This window comes from Aeromonas sp. SE22 (assembly GCF_038739755.1).
Lineage (GTDB): Bacteria > Pseudomonadota > Gammaproteobacteria > Enterobacterales > Aeromonadaceae > Aeromonas > Aeromonas jandaei.
Genome location: NZ_JBCGFD010000012.1, coordinates 99,648 through 118,144 on the forward strand (window position 1 = coordinate 99,648; position 18,497 = coordinate 118,144).

Here is an 18,497-nt window from a genome sequence, read left to right on the forward strand (position 1 = left end):
AATACGCCATTCCGGAACCATAAACACTTTCGATTCCATCACTTATCATGGTGCTCCTCCATCAAAAGCTTCCACCATCACGGTTCTGCTCACCATAAAATCAGGGCTGTCCGAGGTGAGGTCACTTGTTCCGCATGTACCGACACTCTCCAGTCGATAACCGTTGGTCACGGTTCCGTTGTAAGTTACCGGCACACTGCCGCAACGAACCACAGCCTGACACCCCGCAAGCCCGGGATTGGCGGTAAAGTTGACTGAAGTGGTTGCCGGGCACAACGCGGGAGGAGCCGGCTGGGCGAGAGTACGATTGGGAAACAACCGATAGAGCTCCACTTCCAGACCACTCTGAGCCGCCAGCAAGGCCCGCACACTGCGCACCTCCACGGTATTTTTCTCGCCGCTGTCGACCAGAAAACGGCCCATGGCAGCAGCCAGCAGAGCCATGACCACAATGACGAAAAGCGCGATCATCAGGGCGCTCCCCCGCATAACTCTGGGCGGGCGCAAATCAAGGGACATTGAGCACCTCGATCTTGTGATTGAACATGACCGACTCCCCCTTGCGCGCGAATACGAAGCGCATGCCAAACTCTCCCTCCGCGTTGAAGGCTGAGGTTTCCCGATAGAAATTGCCGGAAGCAAGAGCATCGGCCATCAACACGCCGGTGGCAGGCAAGGATGCACTGATGGCAGCACTTGCCCGAGTGATAGTGTTGCCCTCTACGCAATAGCGAACCTGTTGATTGGCAAAATAAACCCGGCTCCCCGGCGAGAGGCCGGCCAGACTCTCGGCACTGGTATAGCGGATGGATTGTGCACCGGATACCGGGGTCTGCACTGCTGTGACGTTGGCCACGCAGCGCCCGTAATCACAACCACTGCTCAGGGAGCCCGCACTAGAATTGGGTAACGGAAAGACCACCATCAGATCACCGACTTTGACCGCGGTCGCATCAGTGCTCAGGGGATCCGTCGCGGCGGCAGGCGTTGCCATCACCAGCTCCAGCGTGGAGCTGCTGCCAGATACCGTTTTGTTCAGGGCAAGGTAGCGGCTGGAGGTGCTGATGGGCCAGAAGCGCAGACAGGCACCGGAATCAACCCAGAGGCCGCCCGCAGTCTCGATCCGCTCAGAACCGGGCACCGCATTACGCAGCTCGCGGTTTAGCCGCTCCATGGCAAAGCGGGCATCGCTCATCAGCTGCTCACGGCTGCTGGCATCGCCGTAGATCTGGGTGCCAATACCGATAAACTGGCTGGTAAAGGTCGCCATGATCCCGAGCAGCAAAATTACCATCACCAGCTCGACCAGAGTAAAACCGCTGGCTGAGCGCGAAGTGGTAGGGACAGTGCTATGGCTCCGTTGGATAACTCTGCCCATCAGTAATTCCCCCGATAGAAGGAGAAATCGAGCACGCTCTGATTGGGCAGGCGAACCTGCAAATCGATGCGCTTGCCTACCGAGCAGGGTGCCGTACAGTTCTTGAAGGTACCATCGCTGAAATCAACGGCACTGACAGCGATTTTGACCTGATAGTTGCGATACTCAGCGCTGCCGAGACCTGACGAAGTCTGGGTAAACCAGCTGGCATCCCGCCAGTTGCCGGCCGTATCGAAGTCATCCACATCGTTGTAGGCGTAGGGGGCTGGCTCACCATCAGAACCATAACTGCCTGAACAGGGTGTAATCGTCACACCGGCAACCTGTTCGCCACAGCGATAACGCCCGCCATTATGATCCGACTGCTCATCAAACGACTTTTGCAGGATCTCGCCAGTCAGGCGCTGGGCCAACTGGGCGGCACGCACCTGCTGCACCGGATCAACCGCCTGCGGCGCCTGATTGATGAGTAAACCGAGAATGCCGGTCAGCGCCACCGCCAGCAGCACTATGCCGACGATCAGCTCGATCAGGGTAAAACCGCGCTCAAGGGCTCTCATGGATATAGCCCTCTGACTCGATCCTGATTGCCCCCGTCTCGCGACCATCGCTTACCTGCAGGATACATCCCGCACTGCAAACCCCGATTGGCCGTCCCATCTGATCGAAACGGAGCACAAAGCTACTGCTGTTATTGAGGGAGATAGTCATACCAGCAGAAGGCGTGACCGGACGACCACGGGTGCGTTGATTGCCACTCCAGCTGGCAATAGCGCCAGGTGCGGGACAAACTGCGCCGGCAACAGCCTGGGTAATATGAGCAAAACTGGATGCATCGACCACCAGCTGGGTACAGCGGTTGGCAGGCTCATGCATATTGACTGTCTGCACCAAGCGCAGCCGGGTCAGCAGCTCATCACGCAAACTTTGAGTTTCAAAGCCGCCTTTGCCCAGCCATTTGGGCACAGCAAAGGCGGCCAGAATCCCGAGCAACAGGATCACCAGTACCAGTTCAATCAGGGTAAAGCCCTTGGTTGCAGGCATGGATTTTCTCATCAGGGAAAAGAGAAAGCGAGGCCGAAGCCTCGCTTGGAAATCAATCAATTACACGCAGTATTGATAGAAATCGTTGGTCTATTGGCGTTGCTGGTCAAAGTATTTGCGTAAGTAACGTCACACTTATTATCTTGCGCACTTGCTGCACGGAAAGTGCCTTTGCTACCAGATACTTCTGCCCATCCATCCAGTGTTACGGTTTTAGCAACTTCATCTGTTACTGGATAGCCGTAGTTAGTTTTAACCGTGTCGGTAGTACTGATGGCCACAGAAACAGCTGCACCTGAAGCGGAATTCTCCAAGCCAGCAATAGCAGCCTTGCTATATATCATTTGAGAACTGCTTTGCAGCGCAGCCTGCACCCCCTGAGCAGCAGAATAACGAGCATCATCCTGCAGATTCAGGAACTTGGGAGCGGCAGTCACTGCCAGAATCCCCAGAATGATGATCACGATAACCAGTTCGATCAGGGTAAAACCCGCCTGTTTTTTCATTGCACTTTCCTCTGTCAATTAATGTTGGTGGTCACCTGACCGGAGGCCGGACGGTAACTGAAACTCATAAATGCATCAGTACTGCCTTGCGGATCCTGATACTTGCCATCGCTGCCCTTACTTAAACTATTGACCAGATAGTAACGGCAGACCGAATCAAGTCCATTACTGCTCACGGTGGCATAGTATTTCAGGTCATTACCACTACCGCGCACTTCACTGAAGCTGGCCGTAGCCTTGGGTGGGTTTTGCAGCAACCCCTCCCAAATTTTCAGACACCGCGCGGCCGTCAGATTGGCAGGATCCACATCGGGAGAGCCGCCAGCAGCGGTATCCATCGGATAGCCGGGCGATAACTCGCCGTTGCTGATCTGGGTATCGGTCGGTGTTGTCAGATAGAAACGGGAACCGTCATAGAGCACGGTGTTGAGGCTATCCTGTTTGGCTCGTCCCTCGGCCTCCCACTGGGCCCGCACCAGAGATACCCCGGTAGCAAAACCGCCGGAGACCCCCTCGACACTGGCCTTCTTCGCCTCGTCAGTCACATCGAGAAAACGGGGCAACGCCGTTACCGCCAGGATCCCCAGGATCACGATGACGATCACCAGCTCAATCAGAGAGAAACCTGCCGTCCGTTTCATCATCCCTCTCATTGGCACTCTCAGTGCCGTTGATTTCATTGTCATGCACCCTCCCCAATAGAGCCTGCATTATTTCATGCAGACTCAAAAAAATCATGCCGTTAGGCCCTATCATCGCCCCTGTTCAAGGTGATTTAATCACGCGCCCGTCAGAAAATTGATAAAAGAGCCAATAACCATCCCATCCGATGTCGCAACCACTGCCATCGGCGCGGGCCAGAAACTGCAGAGGAGGTAGCTCCTCCTGCTGTTCTCCCATCAGCGCCAGCCACAGCTGCCGGCAATCAGCGGAAGGGGATTGCAGTGGCGACAGACCAAGTGGCCAGCCTCGCTCATCGAAATGCCAGCCCTGCTCACCCACATAGAGCGTCCGGGGCCGCCGCTCATCGAGCCAGAGGCCGTGCAAACGTTGTGCCCGTTCGGCAAATTGCACACCCAGCAGGGTGAGAGTGAGCTGCTGTGCCTCCTCCCGGTTGTGCTGATAAGTGCGCGCCAGCGTAGCCACAATAATCATCAGCAGGATCACCACCGCAATCCGCCGATAGCCGCCGAGCCAGCGGTCATCCTGCACTGCCTGTCTGCTCATCCAGCCCTCGACTCCCCGCGGCTACGCCAGCAAATTACTTGCCTCATACGGCCCTCATTATGTCCCACCACTCCGAGGTGAATATACCGGGTTACTTGCCTCTTACGGCTCTCATCATGTCCCACATCGGAGTGAAGATACCCAGCGCCAGGATCAGCACCATGACCGCCACAATCCCGATCAGAATCGGCTCGATCCGCGCGGTGAGGCTCTTGAGGTCATAGTCGACCTCTCGCTCGTAATATTCGGCAGCTTCATGGAGCAGATCATCGACCTGACCGGTCTCTTCACCCACCGCAATCATCTGCATTACCAACGGGGTAAACAGACCACTGCTGCTGGCGGTGCGCAGCAGGCTCTCGCCCCGCTCGATCCCGGCCCGCATATCACGGACCCGGCCAGCCATCCAAGCGTTATCCACCGCATCGGCAACCAGCGTCAGGGCCGTATTGAGTGGTACCCCGGCTTTAAGCATCATGGAAAAACTGCGGGCAAAACGGGCCAGCAGAGAGCGCTCTATGATGGTTCCGACGATAGGCAACCTGAGTTGCCAGCGATGCCAGGTCAGCTTGCCCTTGGGGGTCGCTACCCAGCGCCGCCAGCTGACAACAATAGCAATCAGGGTGGCGAGCATCAGCCACCAGTAGTGCACAAAGAAGTGAGAGGTCGCGAGCAGGATCCGGGTCGCCAGCGGCAGCTCCACCCCGAATTTGGCAAACATGCCGGCAAAGACCGGTATCACCATGATATTGAGGATCACCATGGCAATGCCGATGGCGATCAGCACGAAGCTGGGATAACGCATCGCCGTCTTGATCCGCTTGCGGGTCTCCAGCTCCAGCTCGAAATAGGTGGCAAGCTGCAGGAAGGCCTCTTCCAGCTGGCCGGTGTTCTCCCCGACGTGGATAATGGCGATAAAGAGACTGCTGAACACTCTGGGGTGAGCCTGCATCGAGCTCGACAAGGGTCGGCCGTTGCCAAGATCCTCTCCCAGCGCATGGAGCGCACGTTTGAGCGGCTTGCTATGGGTGCTCTCCTCCAGCCCGGCGATGGCGCGTAAGATCGGGATCCCGGCCCGGGTCAGGGCATACATCTGGCGGCAGAAGATCACCAGCTCGTCGAGTTTGACACCACCTTCCAGCAGCAGCGACCAGTTAAGCTCAGCCCCCTTGGCCTTGCCCGGCTTGAGCTCGGTAGGCATCACGCCACGGCGCATCAATTGCTCGGCTGCCGCCATTTCGTTGGCCGCCTCAACCACACCGCTGGTAGCGTTGCCCTGGCTGTCGCGCCCCTTGTAGGCAAAGTTAGCCATCGCTTACCCCAAATCCTCTGCCAACCGGAGCACCTCATCCACCGAGGTGATCCCCTCACGGGCATAATCGAGGGCAGTGAGGGCCAGCGGCCGATAGTGCTCATGCTGACGGGCCGCCTTGGCAAAACCCTCAGCGTCATTGCGGCGCAGTGCATCCATCATCGGTTGATCCAGCTCCAGCAACTCGTACACCCCGATCCTGCCCGAATAACCGGTGAAGTTGCAGCTCTGGCAACCCCGCCCCTTGTGATAGGTATGCTGACCGGGGGCTTCTCCCGAGAGCACGGTAAGCCAGGTCGTCTGTCCTTCGTCCGGCACCTTCTCCTCGACACAGTGTTCGCAGATCCGTCTCACCAGTCGCTGGGCAACAACCGCCCGCAGGGCACTGGCCACCAGATAGCCCGGAGCCCCCATATCGATCAGGCGCAGGGCACTGGTCACCGCATCGTTGGTGTGCAGGGTAGTCAACACCAGATGACCGGTGATGGCGCCGCGCAGGCCGATCTCCACCGTCTCGTTGTCGCGCATCTCGCCCACCAGCAGAATGTCCGGGTCCTGACGCAAGGTAGAACGCAGCACGTGGGAGAAGGTGAGGCCAATCTTGGGGTTGACCTGCACCTGGCTGATGCGAGGCAAACGGTACTCCACCGGGTCTTCAACCGTGATGATCTTCTGGCTCGCCTGATTGAGCTCGGAGAGGGCACCATAGAGGGTCGTAGTCTTGCCGCTACCGGTCGGGCCTGTCACCAGGATCATGCCGTGTGGCCGTTTGAGCTGACGGCGGAAACGGGTCAGGATATCGGGCGGCATTCCGGTTTCGGTCAGCGAGAGGATGCCGGAGGATTGATCCAGCAGACGCATCACCACCGACTCGCCATACTGTACCGGCATGGTGGACATCCGCACATCCACATCACGGCCGCGCACCTTCATGTTGAAACGGCCATCCTGCGGCAAGCGCTTCTCGGAGATATCGAGCCCCGCCACCAGCTTGAGACGCAGCACCAGCGCCTGGGCGATACGCACCTCGTTGAGGATATTTTCATGGAGGATGCCGTCGATCCGCTGGCGAATGCGCAGCACCTTCTCGTCCGGCTCGATATGGATATCCGAGGCGCCAACCTGCACCGCGTCTTCAAACAGGGAGCGCAGCAGCTTGGCCACCGTCGCCTCCCCCTCATCATTAGCTCCCAGATTGCTGGAGCCCAGCTCGAAGCCGGTGTCCTGATACTCCTCCTGCAGCTGTTCGGCGAAGCTCTCGATTTCGCGGGTACGGCGGTAGAGCCGGTCGAAATACTCCAGCAGCTGCCCTTCTCGGGCAACCGCCAGCACCATGATGCGCGGGCTTAGCAACGCAGCGATGGCATCCAGTGCACTCAGATCGGCCGGGTCCGACATGGCCACCGTCACCCGATCGTCGGTGAGATTGACCGCCAGCGCCCGGTAACGGCGCGCCTGCACCTCGGGCAACAGCGGCACCGCGGCAGCATCTATGGTGAGGTTGTTGAGATCAAAGAAGGGCACATCCAGCTGACGGGCGAGGAATTGCAGCAACTGCACCTCGCTGATAAAGCCGAGATCAATGAGGGTGGTGCCCAGCTTGCGGCCGGTCTGACGCTGCTGCTGCAGCGCGAGCTGCAGCTGATCATCGGAGATGATCTGTTCCTGTACCAGCAGGTCGCCGAGGCGCATTTTCAGTCTGGGTTGTGCCATTGCTACTCCGATTCCTGTTGTTCTCTTCCCCCCTTGCTCCATCTGATCCGGTGATCGTCAGGGAGCAAGCTGGGCAATCCGTTGTTCCAGCCAGTTGCTGGATGCTTCACCCAGGTTGCCATGCAGCTGGGCATTGCGATAGGCATCGAGGGCACGCTGGCTGTGGCCCTGACCATCCTCAGCCACACCAAGCCCAAGCCACCAGCGTCCCTGATCGGGCTGCTGACGCAGCAGCTTCACATAGAGATTGGCCGCCTCGACATTCTGTCCCAGCTCCTGCGCCAGTCCGGCCCAGGTGGCGTAATAGTCCAGATTGCTGGCGAGATCGGGCTGATAACCAGCCAACCAGCCCAGCGCCTGCTGCTGCAACCCCTCGCTGATGGCAAGACGGGCCAGTAGCAGGCGGAAATCGGCCTGTTGCGGATCGAGCCGGATCCCCTCCTCCAGCAGCTGGCGTGCCTCGGTCAGCCGCCCTTCGCCGTAGAGCAAGCCGGCCAGCTGTTCACGGGCGCCCTGGTTATAGGGATCGTGAGCCAGCACGTCGTAGTAGTTGTCCTGCGCATCGCGCATATTGCCCTTGGCCATGGCGGTAGTCGCCTTGCGCTCCGAGAGCGCTGCCAGCTCTTTGGGTGACAGCTCGACCGTTTCAATCTTGAGCACGCTCGGCTTGCGCGGTGCGGCGGCAGCCTGCTGCTCTGCGGCCAGTTCGGCATACAGCTCGGGCTGCAGCTCCTCATCGGTCGGCGTCCGCTGGTCAATCTCGCTGGAGGCATCGAAGGGAGCACCCTCCCCCTGAGCCAGCGATGCCTCGTCTTCTGCTTCTTCCTCTACAGGTTCAGCCTGACGGGGCAGAGGCAGGGTAGCGGCCACTTCGGCCGATGCGGCTGAAGCGACCGGCTCGGCAACCCGGGCAACCGCATCGGGAGTGGCCTGCTCACTCACTACATTGGCCTGTGGCGCAACCGTACGGGTTTGCTGCCAGTAGATCCAGGTTCGCCACCCCAAGATCCCGAGCGCCAGCCCGCAGAGCAGGGTGAGCAGCAGCATCCACCAACCCTGCTGGCGCGCCGGAGCGACGTAGACGGCCGCCCCTTCGGCACCTTGCTGGCGCTGCTCCAGATCTTTCAGCATCTGGTTGATCACGCTCATGACCAGACTCCATAAGCCAGGGCACATCCCAGCAATAGCAACAGCGGCCACCAGCGCCGCGGCGCAAAGCGGCTGGCATCGTCGGTATCGCGAATGGCGAGCCCTACCAGCCGTCCATCAACCTGACGAGCCCCCTGACCATAGGCCAGCATCAGGCACTTGTGCGCCAGGATGTTGATAAGCCTTGGCACCCCGCGCGAGGCGCGCCACAGCAGGCGCAAGGCGCGGCCGGCGAACAGCGGCGCACCACGATAGCCGGAGACCTGCAATCTGTGCTCCAGATAGGCACGAGTCTCGTCAAAACTGAGTGGTCGCAGGCGATAGGAGAAGCCAATGCGCTGGCGCAGCTGACGCAGATTGGTTTTGGCCAGCCGCACATCCAGTTCGGGCTGACCAAACAGCACTATCTGCAACAGTTTGCTCGACTCGGTTTCCAGATTGCCAAACAGCCGAATGGCCTCCAGCGTCTCGTCCGGCAGAGCCTGTGCCTCGTCGATCAGAACCACCACCCGACTCCCCTGCTGATGCAGGCTGATCAGATGGCGATGGATGCGATCGGTGAGATCCAGCTCGCTCTGATCCCGCACTGACAACCCCAGCTCCAGTGCCAGCGCGGTGCGCAGCTCGGCTGGACTGAGGTGGGGATTGGGCAGCCAGGCCAGGCGTACCGGGCACTCTTCCGAGCCCAGCTCGCTCAGCAGTTTGCGGCAGAGCAGGGTCTTACCGGTACCCACTTCGCCGGTCACCTTGATAAACCCTTCCCCCTGAGCCAGCGCCCAGTTGAGCACCTGCAGCGCCTCTTCATGAGGCGGCAGGCCGTAGTAGAAACCGGTGTTGGGGGTAAGGCTGAACGGCGCCTCCTGCAGGCCGAAATGAGTCAGGTACATCAGGCGTTACCTGCAACCGCGGGCAAGAGACCTCTGCGAACAAATCGCAGCAGACCATCCGGAATAAGACTGACCGCTCGCTGAGTCATGGGTTAGCCCTTGGATGGATACCACTTGTCGAGCAGATCGGCGGAACGCTGCAACTCGTTCTGCCAGGTGCCATCTTCCACCACAGTCGGCTTGAGCAGAATCACCAGCTCCACCTTTCTGTTGCTTTCACTGCGGTTGGTAAAGGCTTCGCCCACCCAGGGGATATCGCCCAGTAACGGCACCTTGCTGACAGCCTCCTTCTTGTCGGTCTTCATCAGACCGCCGATGACAATGATGTCGCCATTTTTGGCCTGTACCACGGTATCGGACTCACGAATATCGCTTTTGGCCAGTGGCAGTGTAATCGTGCCGCCGGTCCCCAAATCGATGGTTTTGCTCTGCTCTTCTGTGTCGATGACGGAGGGATGGATATGGAGCAAAACTTTGCCCTCTTCGTCAATCTGTGGAGTCACATCAAGCGCAATCCCCGAAAAGAAAGGGGTCAGCTCGACGTTTGGCGTCTTGTCTGTCCCGGTCGAAGTCGAGGTAATAGTGGTAGAGGCATTGGTCACAAAATACTCGTCTGACCCTACCTTGATCACCGCCTTCTGGTTATTGGTGGCGGTCACACGCGGGCTGGAGAGGGTATTCACATCGCCCTGAGTCTTGAGCAGATTGACGGTCACATCGAAGTTGCCGTCGGAGATCTTGAAGCTGGCTCCACCACCGAGCGCGGTAAAGATCTGGTTGGATGTACTGGGCAGCTGAGTATTTGCCAGAGAGCCGCCAGTGGTCATCCCCTTGCCATCGGCAGTTGCAGAGAGTTTGTTCCAGTTCACTCCCTGCTCATAGCCTTCGTTCAGCGAGACTTCAAGAATCCGAGCCTCCAGCACCACCTGACGCTTGAGGTGATCTTCCGACTGGCTGAGGAACTCGCGTACCGCCTTGAGCTCTTTAGGATAGGCCCGCACCGTCACCAGACCCGCCTGTGGGCTAGTGATCACGGCTCGTCCATCCCCGTTGCCAATCAGCGTCTGCAGCGCATCGCGCAGATCGGTCCAGTAGTCGCTATTGCTGTCGGTCTCGATCCGGGTGCCATTGCCACTGCTGTTCGAGTTGCTCGAGTTATTTGTCGTGCTATTGGTCGTGCTGTTGCTGGATGAGTTGTCGAAATTGCTGTTGCTACCGTTGTTGTTGTCATTGGCAGTCACCCCGCCAGTACTGACAGAGGTGCGGGAGAGGCCGCGCCGGGAGAGCATCAGATAGTTGACCGGGATTGTCTCGGTACGCAGGCCGGCAGGATAGATATGGAAAACACTCCCTTTGCGCTGCACGTCGAAGCCATACATATCGCCAACTACCGCCAGCACTTCGGGCAGGGTGACATCTTTCAGTTCGACCGAGACCAGCCCAGAGACCCCGGGATGCACCGCCACGCTATAGCGGGAGCCCTTGAACAGGGAACCGAAAAACTCCACCGCCTCCACGTCGTGGGCAGCAATACGCAACCGCTTCTCCGGCATGGCAACCGGCATCTGCGGCCGGTTCAGTTGCAGCAGCTCGCTCTGCACCGACTTGGGCAGTGTGGTCAGGGGGGCATTTTGCTGCTTCTGCTGCTCATTCATCGCCTGCTTGAGCGCGTCCTTGGCCTGAGTTGGCTCGGGGTGCTTGTAGGTAGTGCAGCCTGCGGCCATCATGGCCAAGGTGATCAGACAGAAACGGTGTATTTTCATGTAATTAGTGCACCCTGCAATGAAACTCGATAAACCCGGCTTACCTGCCAATGGCTAGTGCGGCTCAAACCCTGATCTTGCTGGCAAACAGTGCCACCGAATGGCGTTTTCCCGCCTTCTCCAGCACCACCGCATCGGCATTGATGGCCACCAGCTTGTAGCCGTCCACCTGCTGCCCAACCCGATAACTCTTGCCATTGAGCACCGCCAGTGCCGGGCCATTGCCCAGCATGATGCTCTGCAGCTTTGGCAAGCCAGCGCTGTTCTGGCCGGTTGCACTCGCGCCAACCGCCATGTCGGCCAAGGGTGCGGTGGGATCCTGCAACACCTCGGTCTGCCCAGCTTGCGCCAGCAACGCAAAGAGGCACGCCCCCAATGCAAACCATCTAGCCACGAATAAACTCCTTGCTGGTACTCAGGGTGTAGATCTCCATCTCCACCACTGCCCCCGGATAGGCTTTCACCTGATAATCGAACTGTTTCCAGTAAAAGTGGCGAGGCAACGCCTCCAGCGCCTTGAGATATTGATATACATCGAAATAACCGCCTTCCAGCTGGAGACGAATACCGTGTTTGTAAAGATTGACCTTCTGCCCCTGCTCTCCGGCCATCAGCGGCGTCGGCTCCAGTGAACTGAGTGCCAGCATATGGAGATTGGCAGAGCGGGAGAGCAACGCCTCCAGCACCTGCGGCATTTCGTGGGCCGGGATCAGGTCGACAGTCTGGGCCTTGAGCGCCTCATCGACAGCGGCAAGATCACTATCCACTCGGGCTAGCTGTTCACGAACCCCCTGATTGGGATCCCGCTGCAGACGAGCCTGCTTGCCCAGATTCTCCAGCCCGAGGATTTCGAGATCGCGTTCGGCGGCGCTCAGGGCCATGCGATCCTGCCGCAACCGGGTATCAGCCCCATCCAGCCAGCCATAGACGCAGGCCGCCACCAGCAGCACCAGCCCGGTCAGCAGGATCAGCACCCGCTCCCGCTGGCTCAGGGCGTTAATTCGCCGGGACCACTCCTGCCATTGTGCTTTCAGGTTCATCAGGGCTTCTCCCGCGCAATGCCACTCAACTGGAACGCAAGACGCCCCTCCTTGTCACGACTTAGGGTCAACTCGCCAAACTCCTTGCCCATCAGGGTCGGGGCCTGCTTGAAGCGGTTGACCCAGGCCGGCACATCCTGACTGCGACCGGCAAAGCCGGAGAGATTGATCCGCCCTTCGTGGATCTCGATCCGTTGCAGGGAGAGATTGCTGCTGCGAATGCGGGAGAGATCGGCCAACACACCGGCATACCCCTGCGATTTTTGCAGGGATAAGGAGCCCAGCTGGCGCCGCAGCTCCTGTCTAGCCCCCAGATCGTCCTGTTTGTTGAGCAACTGCTGCTGCAGGGCCGGATCGGCCAGATGGCGCGCCAGATCGGCATCGAGCCGCTGCGCCTCGCTGCGCTTGAGCGCCAGCTCGGCGTTGACCTGTGCCAGCGCTCTGCTGACACTGCGCTGCTGCCAGCCGTAACCGGCGCCGACCAGCAAGATGACAAGCAGGGTGATGCCCCATGCCAGCACCATCTGGTTGAGGCTGGCCCACTGCCGCTTGGGGTGAAACTCGGCGCCATAGAGGTTTATCTGACGTTTCATCAGGCATCCTCCCCGATGGCGGCAGCATAGGCCGAGAGGTATTCGACACCGGCCAGTACCGCCTTGTTGGCCATGGCGGAGACAGCGAGGCCGAAGGTATGCTCCATGTGGCGAACCAGGGTGCCAATAAAGGGTGAGGCGACGGCCAGCTGCATCTGGCCAATCTCCGGCAGTTTGAGCTGGCCGACCAGATAATCGAACGAGCGCTGGATCTCCAGCGCCAGCGAGTCGAGCAACATGCTGTCAGGCTCCTGTTCGCCGGTCAGGGAGGCAAAACCGCGCAACTGGCGGGAGAAACAGAGCCCCCCCTGATGGAAAACCAGCAGTTGCAGATCCTGCCCCTTCGGCTGCCAGAGCAGCATGCGCACCGCCTCATCCGCCTCATAGAGGGAGGTCAGCGCCAGCTCGTCACTGATGATGGATTGCAGGGTGGCAATGCCGTTGATCGCCTCCGCCAGTTGCTGCACCCTGCTTTTGGGCAGGCAGATGACATTGATCCGCGGTCGACCGGCGGGTGGAGTGGGCAGATCCACGTAATCCATCGCCAGCTGCAGCACCGGCTCGTTGACATAATCCTTGATGGCCCAGGGGAGCGCCCCCGCCATTTCGGCATCGGGGACGGCAGGCTTGTCGATCTGGATCTGCTGATAGAGCGGGGCGGCCAGAGCAACGCGTACCCGGGATTTGGCAAGGCCGTGGCGAGTGAATAGTTCGTTGACGGCGAGCGGCCACTCTTGCGGGCTGTTGATGGCGCGCGTAGCAAACACAGGGGGATTGCCCACAGCTGCCAGCATGATCCTGTCATTGGCCAGCAAGAGCCCCACCTGGCGGCTTGGCGTCGACCGTCTGAACAGTTGTTTCATGTAAGCCCGCCCGTCATTAGTGATTAAATGAGTGAAACATTAACATAAACAGCAGATTAGCCTCCAGACAAAAGAGGGACTCACCATTGCAAGCCAACCCTTCGCCGCCGGCGTTTGAAATCAGTGCCATTGGCCCGTCACCACTGCAAGCGATCCACCATCCACTGCTGGCCCGCTATGGCGTCGAGCTCTGGTGCAAACGGGACGATCTGATCCATCCGCTCATCTCCGGCAACAAGTGGCGCAAGCTCAAGTACCATCTGCACCATGCCCGCGAACACGGTAAATGCCACCTGCTCTCCTTTGGTGGCGCTTACTCCAATCATATCCATGCCATGGCCGCTGCCGGCCATCAATTTGGCCTTCGCACCACAGGTATCATACGGGGCGAAAGTGACTCAGTCAGCAACTCTACCCTGAGCGATGCCAGACGCTGGGGCATGGATCTCGTTTTTGTCGATCGGCAGAGCTACCGGCGGCGTCAGGAGCCGGAATGGCTGGCTCAATTTGAAGCCGCAGACACCCTCATCGTACCCGAAGGCGGGAGCAGTCCTCTCGCCATCCCCGGCGTGGCCGAACTGGTAACCGAGCTCCCCTTCTCGCCGGATCTCTGGGTGCTCCCCTGCGCCAGCGGCGGCACCCTGGCCGGCCTGATTGCCGGCAAGCGGGAAAGGGAGCAGATCCTCGCCATCGCCGTGCTCAAAGGAGGCAACTTTATCGCCGACGAAGTGCGCCGCCTCTACTCCGCCGCCGCCACAACCCCAGGCTGGCAGATCGCACTGGATCATCACGATGGAGGTTACGCCAGATTCAGCCCGGCGCTCTGGCAGTGGGTACAGGCCTTCAGCGCCGAAACCGGTCTGCCGCTGGAACCCATCTACAGCGGCAAGGCAATGTACGGGCTGTTTCGCGAGCTGGCTGCGGGTCGCATAGCTCCGGGCAGCAGGATCGTATTTATCCACACCGGTGGCATGCAGGGGCTGGCCGGGCTCAGGGAGCAGGGCCGCCTCTGAGACATCAGGCTTCGGCCGGCTCCATCACCAGTCGCTCGGGCAGCGCAAACCAGGGGCCCTGCCCCGCATGTACCCCGAGGTGACGCAGCATCTTCCACTCGTCACCACTCTCGACCCCCACGGCCAGAACCCGGGTCGGGGTATTGGCGCAGCCGCCCACCAGACTGCGCACTGCCATCTGGTTCACCTGGCGAGCATGGATCTCCCGCACCAGGCTGGGGTGGAGCTTGAGGAAGTTGATTTCGAACTCCTTGATGTACTGGGTGCTTACCACATCCTGGCCGGCATGATCGATGGCCAGCATGCATCCGAGCATCCGCAGGGAGCGCAGCGGTCGCTTGAGGGCTTCGAAATGGCGGGTAACCTGCGCCTCGGAAAGTTGCAGGATCAGCCGCTCGTTGGTACTGCGTGGCAGCTGGAACAGAGCGAAGAAGAGCCAGCGCTGGAAGTCGCGATGGAGCAGGCTCTGGGCGCTGAGAGCCAGACTGACCGGGCAGCTCTGGTCGGAGCGCTGACGCAGCAACGCCAGGGTCTGCTCCGCCACCAGCCGATCCAGCTGGAGCAACAGCCCCACCTTCTCGGCCATCGGCATGAAGATCCCGGCCGGCAGTGGCCGCCCCTGCTCATCCTCAAGATAGGTGAGCAGCTCCTGCTGCAGCACCACCTGCCCGCGATCCTGCTGGATCGGCTGGATATAAAATTCGATGGCCTGCTCTTCGAGGCGGCGGCTGAGCAGAGTACGCCAGCGCACCGTCCCCTTGCTGCTCTGCTCCTCATCCAGCTGCTTTTCGTAGAGGAACCAGCCGTTGTGCCCTTGCAGACGGGCGCTCTTGAGGGCCAGCTCCGCCTCCTCCTGTACCTTGAGCAGGGAGTCCTGCGACTGATAGCAGACGGCGCCGAGATAAACCGCGGTCTCCGGATTAACCTCCTGCGGCCAGTGGAGGCGCTGCAGGCTCTTGAGCAGCTGGCTGGCACTGTCCACCATCTCGCTTTCGGACATATTGGGCAGCAGCACGGCAAACACTTGCCCGGCATAGCGGGCCTGCAGGGCGCCACTGTGCTTGCGCACGAAGGCCCCGATAGTCGCGCTTGCCTCCAGCATCAGGTCATGACCCAGCAGATCGAACTGCTCGGCCTCCAGATCCTCGAGACAAGCGAGATCGATCAGCAGCACACCGCCACTCATCACGCTCGCCTCCATGATGGCGCTCTCGAGCCGGTTGTCGAAAAAGAGACGGTTGCCAATGCCGGTCATCTTGTCGACGAAGGCATTGCTGCGGATGAAGTTGTCGAAACGGCTGCGCTCCTTGCGGGCATCCGCCAGCTCGGCCAGCAGATGGTCGAGCGCCTGACTGGCGGCAACCGGCCACTCTTCGGCAGGGTCGTGATTCAGTTTGGAGAGTTTGTCATCGAGGATCAGCTGGGCACGCTCGGCCAACAACTCGGCTCCGCGCAGTTGCTGGCGCAGCCAGCGAATGGAGTACCAGAGGCCGAACACCACGATAAAGACGCCGAAGGAGATACCGGACATCGCCTTGATGGAGTACTCCGCCTCCTTGAAGGGGCGCTCCAGCTTCAGATTGGCCTGCATGCCGACCTGATGGATAAGCGCCTTGCTGTATGGCAGCAACAACTGATCATCGACCGAACGCTGCACATCGCGAAACCAGTAGACACGCTGATCGTTCTGGCGCACCTCCAGCTCGACGACGTGGGAAGCGCGCAGCAGGGTGGGCAACCAGTGACTCATCTCGTTCATGTCATGGGAGACATCGAGCTGCTTGTCGATCACCTCGACCAACGCATCGACTTTCTTCTGCTGCAGCTCCATCCCCAGCTCGCGAAAGCTGAACACGCCGCCAATCAGCACGGTCGCCATGGCGGCAATCACGCACAGGGTGATAAACGAGACAAGCTGTGTAGTCAGTTTCATGCGCCTTTCCGTATGCCCAGCATCATCCATGTGACCTCATGGTAGCAGCGGCGATCAGCGCCCTGCTATGGATGGAGATCCCGCTTCTGCAATTTCAAAGGGGCGAGGATACCGAAAGCGGGGGGAGATTACCAAGCGCGGAGCAAACGAAGAGAGCAGAGCGGAAAATGGCAGAAAGAAAAATGGTCCCTGAAAAGGGACCAAAAGGAACACTCATATCAAAACTAACACTCTGTGCTACTGACAAAAAACAGATACAGGAGTATTGAACACACGGTGAGTCAAACCGCGGGGCTACTCTAATGCGTTCGGATAAGTCGGGCAATTGTCATTTATGACAGGTTAACGATTGAATCTCCTCATATTCAAGGAGTAAAAACATTTAAAATCATTATGTTAATAATTTAATCAAGGCAACTAATAATCCCGCTTCAAATTGATTGTACTAATGCAATAAACTCAATGTTGCCCATATGGGCCCAACCATACAACAGGTCGCCCCATGCGCACCCCATCAATACTTATCTATTTGTTATTGTTGGTTTTTCCTGTTTTTTTCGGTCAACCAATTGCGTACTGGCTGGCTGAGCCTCTTGCAGAAAGAATGCTGGAGCAGAAGATGGCCGAGATAAAGCAGGCCAACATCGAACGCTACAAAATTATTAACGAGATTCTCTCTACCCAGTTGAAACAGTTCGAGTTCAACTGCGGCGCCAAGGATATGTCGCTACTGCGCAACCCCCGTTTTTACAACACCCATATTCGCCTGCAAGGGTTGGAGCTTGACTCGGGGCTGGTCTGCTCCAGCCTGGGGCAAGGAATCTCGATTGCCATCAGCCCACAACCTGATGACATCGCCATAGGCCCGTTCGGCCTGACCGCCACACCACCCAGCTTCAATACGGAACAGGAACTGGTGGTCTATTACAGAGCCACCAATGGCAACATTGCCTATTGGGTGCTGGACAACAGCTGGATCCACGAAATCCTTCAGACCCCCTGTACCGACTGCTTCTATCTGGAGTTCAACCTGATCAACAAAGATTCTTACGTCCCCATGCTGCCGCGTGGGGACAAACGAATCAAACAGGAGCCAGACCCGAACAGTATCGACTCTTACGAACCCAATACCTTGACCAAACAGACGTTATGGGCAGGCCAGGCGCTGACACGTTATGCCAGAGCGCAGGCTGAAACCCTGGCTTTATGGATTGGTGTGGCGCTGGGTATTCTGCTGGCTGGTGCCTACTGGTTGCATCGCCACTATCAGCGCTCGCTGCAAGGACTGTTGCAGATCGGTTTGAAAAATCAGGAGTTTGAACCCTTCTACCAGCCGGTAGTGGATAGCCGAACCAGAGAAGTCGTTGGCTTCGAGGCGCTGCTGCGTTGGCGGCGCGGCGGTGAACTGGTTCCTCCCGGCGCCTTTATCGACTATATCGAAGAGCAGGGGCTGATCCTGCCGATAACCGCCCAATTGCTGGAGCGGGTACTCACAGACCTCTTCTCTATGGCTGCAACTCAGTGGGTCAGCGTCAATCTGGTGGCGGCCCATGTCGAGCAGCCTCTGCTGCGCAACCTGCTGCAACAGCATCAGTGGCCCTCCCCCGCCCAGCTCACCTTTGAGCTGACCGAGCGCAAACCGCTGACCGATATCAAGAGTGCTACCAGCGAGATCAATGCCCTGCAAGAGCGGGGCTATCACATCAAACTGGATGACTTTGGTACCGGCTATGGCGGCTTCGCCTATCTGCAGAGCCTCGGGATCCGCCAGATCAAGATCGACAAGATGTTCGTCGACACCATAGGCACCGACGACCTCAAACGCAGCGTGCTGGATGCCATCATCGCCTTTGGCCGAGAGTCTGGGATGGAGATGATTGCCGAAGGGGTCGAGACCCGGGAGCAGGTCGACTACCTGTATCAGCAGGGGGTCTATCTGATACAGGGCTATGTCTTTGGCAAGCCCATGCCGCTGCAGGAGCTGCTGCTCTGGCAACAGGCCTTCAGCCAACCCATGGCGGAAACGGCCTGACGACAGAGAAGAGAACGCTCTTTCCCGGAGCTTGCTCCGGGGTC

General features: G+C 58.9%; 19 protein-coding genes. 2 read left to right on the forward strand and 17 right to left on the reverse strand.

Annotation, left to right across the window (positions count from 1 at the left end; genetic code table 11):
* Window positions 1-45: 45 nt before the first annotated feature.
* The 16 genes from AAHA39_RS16690 to AAHA39_RS16765 form a co-directional block, all read right to left on the reverse strand.
* A complete protein-coding gene (locus AAHA39_RS16690) occupies window positions 46-471 on the reverse strand; it encodes an MSHA biogenesis protein MshP (protein WP_320655801.1) in 426 nt (141 codons plus the stop codon).
* A 37-nt stretch (window positions 472-508) separates the two neighbouring features.
* On the reverse strand, window positions 509-1,378 hold the full coding sequence (locus AAHA39_RS16695; RefSeq protein ID WP_320655800.1) for a PilW family protein: 870 nt from the start codon (window positions 1,376-1,378) through the stop codon (window positions 509-511).
* On the reverse strand, window positions 1,378-1,938 hold the full coding sequence (locus tag AAHA39_RS16700; protein WP_320655799.1) for a prepilin-type N-terminal cleavage/methylation domain-containing protein: 561 nt from the start codon (window positions 1,936-1,938) through the stop codon (window positions 1,378-1,380). The genes AAHA39_RS16695 and AAHA39_RS16700 overlap by 1 nt, the downstream gene beginning before the upstream one ends.
* A complete protein-coding gene (locus AAHA39_RS16705; protein ID WP_320655798.1) occupies window positions 1,925-2,422 on the reverse strand; it encodes a prepilin-type N-terminal cleavage/methylation domain-containing protein in 498 nt (165 codons plus the stop codon). The genes AAHA39_RS16700 and AAHA39_RS16705 overlap by 14 nt, the downstream gene beginning before the upstream one ends.
* A 56-nt stretch (window positions 2,423-2,478) precedes the next feature.
* A complete protein-coding gene (locus AAHA39_RS16710) occupies window positions 2,479-2,928 on the reverse strand; it encodes a prepilin-type N-terminal cleavage/methylation domain-containing protein (protein WP_139395532.1) in 450 nt (149 codons plus the stop codon).
* A 14-nt stretch (window positions 2,929-2,942) separates the two neighbouring features.
* Window positions 2,943-3,614, reverse strand: coding sequence for an MSHA fimbrial major subunit MshB (gene mshB / locus AAHA39_RS16715; RefSeq protein WP_320655797.1), 672 nt, complete (start codon window positions 3,612-3,614; stop codon window positions 2,943-2,945).
* Between the two features lie 79 nt (window positions 3,615-3,693).
* Window positions 3,694-4,155: a hypothetical protein gene (locus AAHA39_RS16720; RefSeq protein ID WP_043851017.1), complete on the reverse strand. Its 462-nt coding sequence runs from the start codon at window positions 4,153-4,155 to the stop codon at window positions 3,694-3,696.
* A 91-nt stretch (window positions 4,156-4,246) separates the two neighbouring features.
* The gene (locus tag AAHA39_RS16725) at window positions 4,247-5,467 is read right to left on the reverse strand and encodes a type II secretion system F family protein (RefSeq protein WP_320655796.1); all 1,221 of its coding nucleotides are present in this window, start codon (window positions 5,465-5,467) and stop codon (window positions 4,247-4,249) included.
* A 3-nt stretch (window positions 5,468-5,470) separates the two neighbouring features.
* The gene (gene mshE, locus AAHA39_RS16730; protein WP_104016472.1) at window positions 5,471-7,180 is read right to left on the reverse strand and encodes an MSHA fimbrial ATPase MshE; all 1,710 of its coding nucleotides are present in this window, start codon (window positions 7,178-7,180) and stop codon (window positions 5,471-5,473) included.
* Window positions 7,181-7,237: 57 nt separating this feature from the next.
* Complete coding sequence (locus AAHA39_RS16735) at window positions 7,238-8,329, reverse strand: tetratricopeptide repeat protein (protein WP_320655795.1); 1,092 nt, start codon at window positions 8,327-8,329, stop codon at window positions 7,238-7,240.
* On the reverse strand, window positions 8,326-9,216 hold the full coding sequence (locus AAHA39_RS16740) for an ExeA family protein (protein ID WP_041209622.1): 891 nt from the start codon (window positions 9,214-9,216) through the stop codon (window positions 8,326-8,328). Before AAHA39_RS16740 ends, AAHA39_RS16735 begins: the two co-directional genes overlap by 4 nt.
* A 92-nt stretch (window positions 9,217-9,308) precedes the next feature.
* Window positions 9,309-10,979, reverse strand: a complete 1,671-nt coding sequence (gene mshL, locus AAHA39_RS16745) for a pilus (MSHA type) biogenesis protein MshL (RefSeq protein WP_219272576.1) — start codon at window positions 10,977-10,979, stop codon at window positions 9,309-9,311.
* 64 nt (window positions 10,980-11,043) lie between these two features.
* Complete coding sequence (locus tag AAHA39_RS16750; protein WP_182927025.1) at window positions 11,044-11,373, reverse strand: SctD/MshK family protein; 330 nt, start codon at window positions 11,371-11,373, stop codon at window positions 11,044-11,046.
* Window positions 11,366-12,019, reverse strand: coding sequence for a hypothetical protein (locus AAHA39_RS16755; RefSeq protein WP_041209619.1), 654 nt, complete (start codon window positions 12,017-12,019; stop codon window positions 11,366-11,368). Before AAHA39_RS16755 ends, AAHA39_RS16750 begins: the two co-directional genes overlap by 8 nt.
* Entirely contained in the window at window positions 12,019-12,612 is a 594-nt protein-coding gene (locus AAHA39_RS16760) for a PilN domain-containing protein (protein WP_320655794.1), read from the reverse strand. The genes AAHA39_RS16755 and AAHA39_RS16760 overlap by 1 nt, the downstream gene beginning before the upstream one ends.
* Window positions 12,612-13,475 carry a hypothetical protein gene (locus tag AAHA39_RS16765; RefSeq protein ID WP_043851010.1) on the reverse strand — a complete coding sequence of 288 codons (864 nt, stop codon included), beginning with the start codon at window positions 13,473-13,475 and terminating at the stop codon, window positions 12,612-12,614. The genes AAHA39_RS16760 and AAHA39_RS16765 overlap by 1 nt, the downstream gene beginning before the upstream one ends.
* Window positions 13,476-13,561: 86 nt before the next feature.
* Between AAHA39_RS16765 and AAHA39_RS16770 the strand changes: the two genes are divergently transcribed.
* Window positions 13,562-14,488, forward strand: a complete 927-nt coding sequence (locus tag AAHA39_RS16770; protein ID WP_320655793.1) for a 1-aminocyclopropane-1-carboxylate deaminase/D-cysteine desulfhydrase — start codon at window positions 13,562-13,564, stop codon at window positions 14,486-14,488.
* A gap of 4 nt (window positions 14,489-14,492) precedes the next feature.
* Here AAHA39_RS16770 and AAHA39_RS16775 read toward each other — a convergent pair whose 3' ends face one another.
* On the reverse strand, window positions 14,493-16,421 hold the full coding sequence (locus AAHA39_RS16775) for an EAL domain-containing protein (protein ID WP_165791455.1): 1,929 nt from the start codon (window positions 16,419-16,421) through the stop codon (window positions 14,493-14,495).
* A gap of 502 nt (window positions 16,422-16,923) precedes the next feature.
* Between AAHA39_RS16775 and AAHA39_RS16780 the strand changes: the two genes are divergently transcribed.
* Window positions 16,924-18,453, forward strand: coding sequence for an EAL domain-containing protein (locus tag AAHA39_RS16780; RefSeq protein WP_320655792.1), 1,530 nt, complete (start codon window positions 16,924-16,926; stop codon window positions 18,451-18,453).
* The last annotated feature ends 44 nt before the right edge of the window (window positions 18,454-18,497 follow it).

Bases quoted from the DNA above. Each gene is read 5' to 3' on its own strand.
- AAHA39_RS16690 (WP_320655801.1), bottom strand. From the start codon at position 471: ATGATCGCGCTTTTCGTCATTGTGGTCATGGCTCTGCTGGCTGCTGCC.
- AAHA39_RS16695 (WP_320655800.1), bottom strand. From the start codon at position 1,378: ATGGGCAGAGTTATCCAACGGAGCCATAGCACTGTCCCTACCACTTCG.
- AAHA39_RS16700 (WP_320655799.1), bottom strand. From the start codon at position 1,938: ATGAGAGCCCTTGAGCGCGGTTTTACCCTGATCGAGCTGATCGTCGGC.
- AAHA39_RS16705 (WP_320655798.1), bottom strand. From the start codon at position 2,422: ATGCCTGCAACCAAGGGCTTTACCCTGATTGAACTGGTACTGGTGATC.
- AAHA39_RS16710 (WP_139395532.1), bottom strand. From the start codon at position 2,928: ATGAAAAAACAGGCGGGTTTTACCCTGATCGAACTGGTTATCGTGATC.
- mshB (WP_320655797.1), bottom strand. From the start codon at position 3,614: ATGACAATGAAATCAACGGCACTGAGAGTGCCAATGAGAGGGATGATG.
- AAHA39_RS16720 (WP_043851017.1), bottom strand. From the start codon at position 4,155: ATGAGCAGACAGGCAGTGCAGGATGACCGCTGGCTCGGCGGCTATCGG.
- AAHA39_RS16725 (WP_320655796.1), bottom strand. From the start codon at position 5,467: ATGGCTAACTTTGCCTACAAGGGGCGCGACAGCCAGGGCAACGCTACC.
- mshE (WP_104016472.1), bottom strand. From the start codon at position 7,180: ATGGCACAACCCAGACTGAAAATGCGCCTCGGCGACCTGCTGGTACAG.
- AAHA39_RS16735 (WP_320655795.1), bottom strand. From the start codon at position 8,329: ATGAGCGTGATCAACCAGATGCTGAAAGATCTGGAGCAGCGCCAGCAA.
- AAHA39_RS16740 (WP_041209622.1), bottom strand. From the start codon at position 9,216: ATGTACCTGACTCATTTCGGCCTGCAGGAGGCGCCGTTCAGCCTTACC.
- mshL (WP_219272576.1), bottom strand. From the start codon at position 10,979: ATGAAAATACACCGTTTCTGTCTGATCACCTTGGCCATGATGGCCGCA.
- AAHA39_RS16755 (WP_041209619.1), bottom strand. From the start codon at position 12,019: ATGAACCTGAAAGCACAATGGCAGGAGTGGTCCCGGCGAATTAACGCC.
- AAHA39_RS16760 (WP_320655794.1), bottom strand. From the start codon at position 12,612: ATGAAACGTCAGATAAACCTCTATGGCGCCGAGTTTCACCCCAAGCGG.
- AAHA39_RS16765 (WP_043851010.1), bottom strand. From the start codon at position 13,475: ATGAAACAACTGTTCAGACGGTCGACGCCAAGCCGCCAGGTGGGGCTC.
- AAHA39_RS16775 (WP_165791455.1), bottom strand. From the start codon at position 16,421: ATGAAACTGACTACACAGCTTGTCTCGTTTATCACCCTGTGCGTGATT.
- AAHA39_RS16780 (WP_320655792.1), top strand. From the start codon at position 16,924: ATGCGCACCCCATCAATACTTATCTATTTGTTATTGTTGGTTTTTCCT.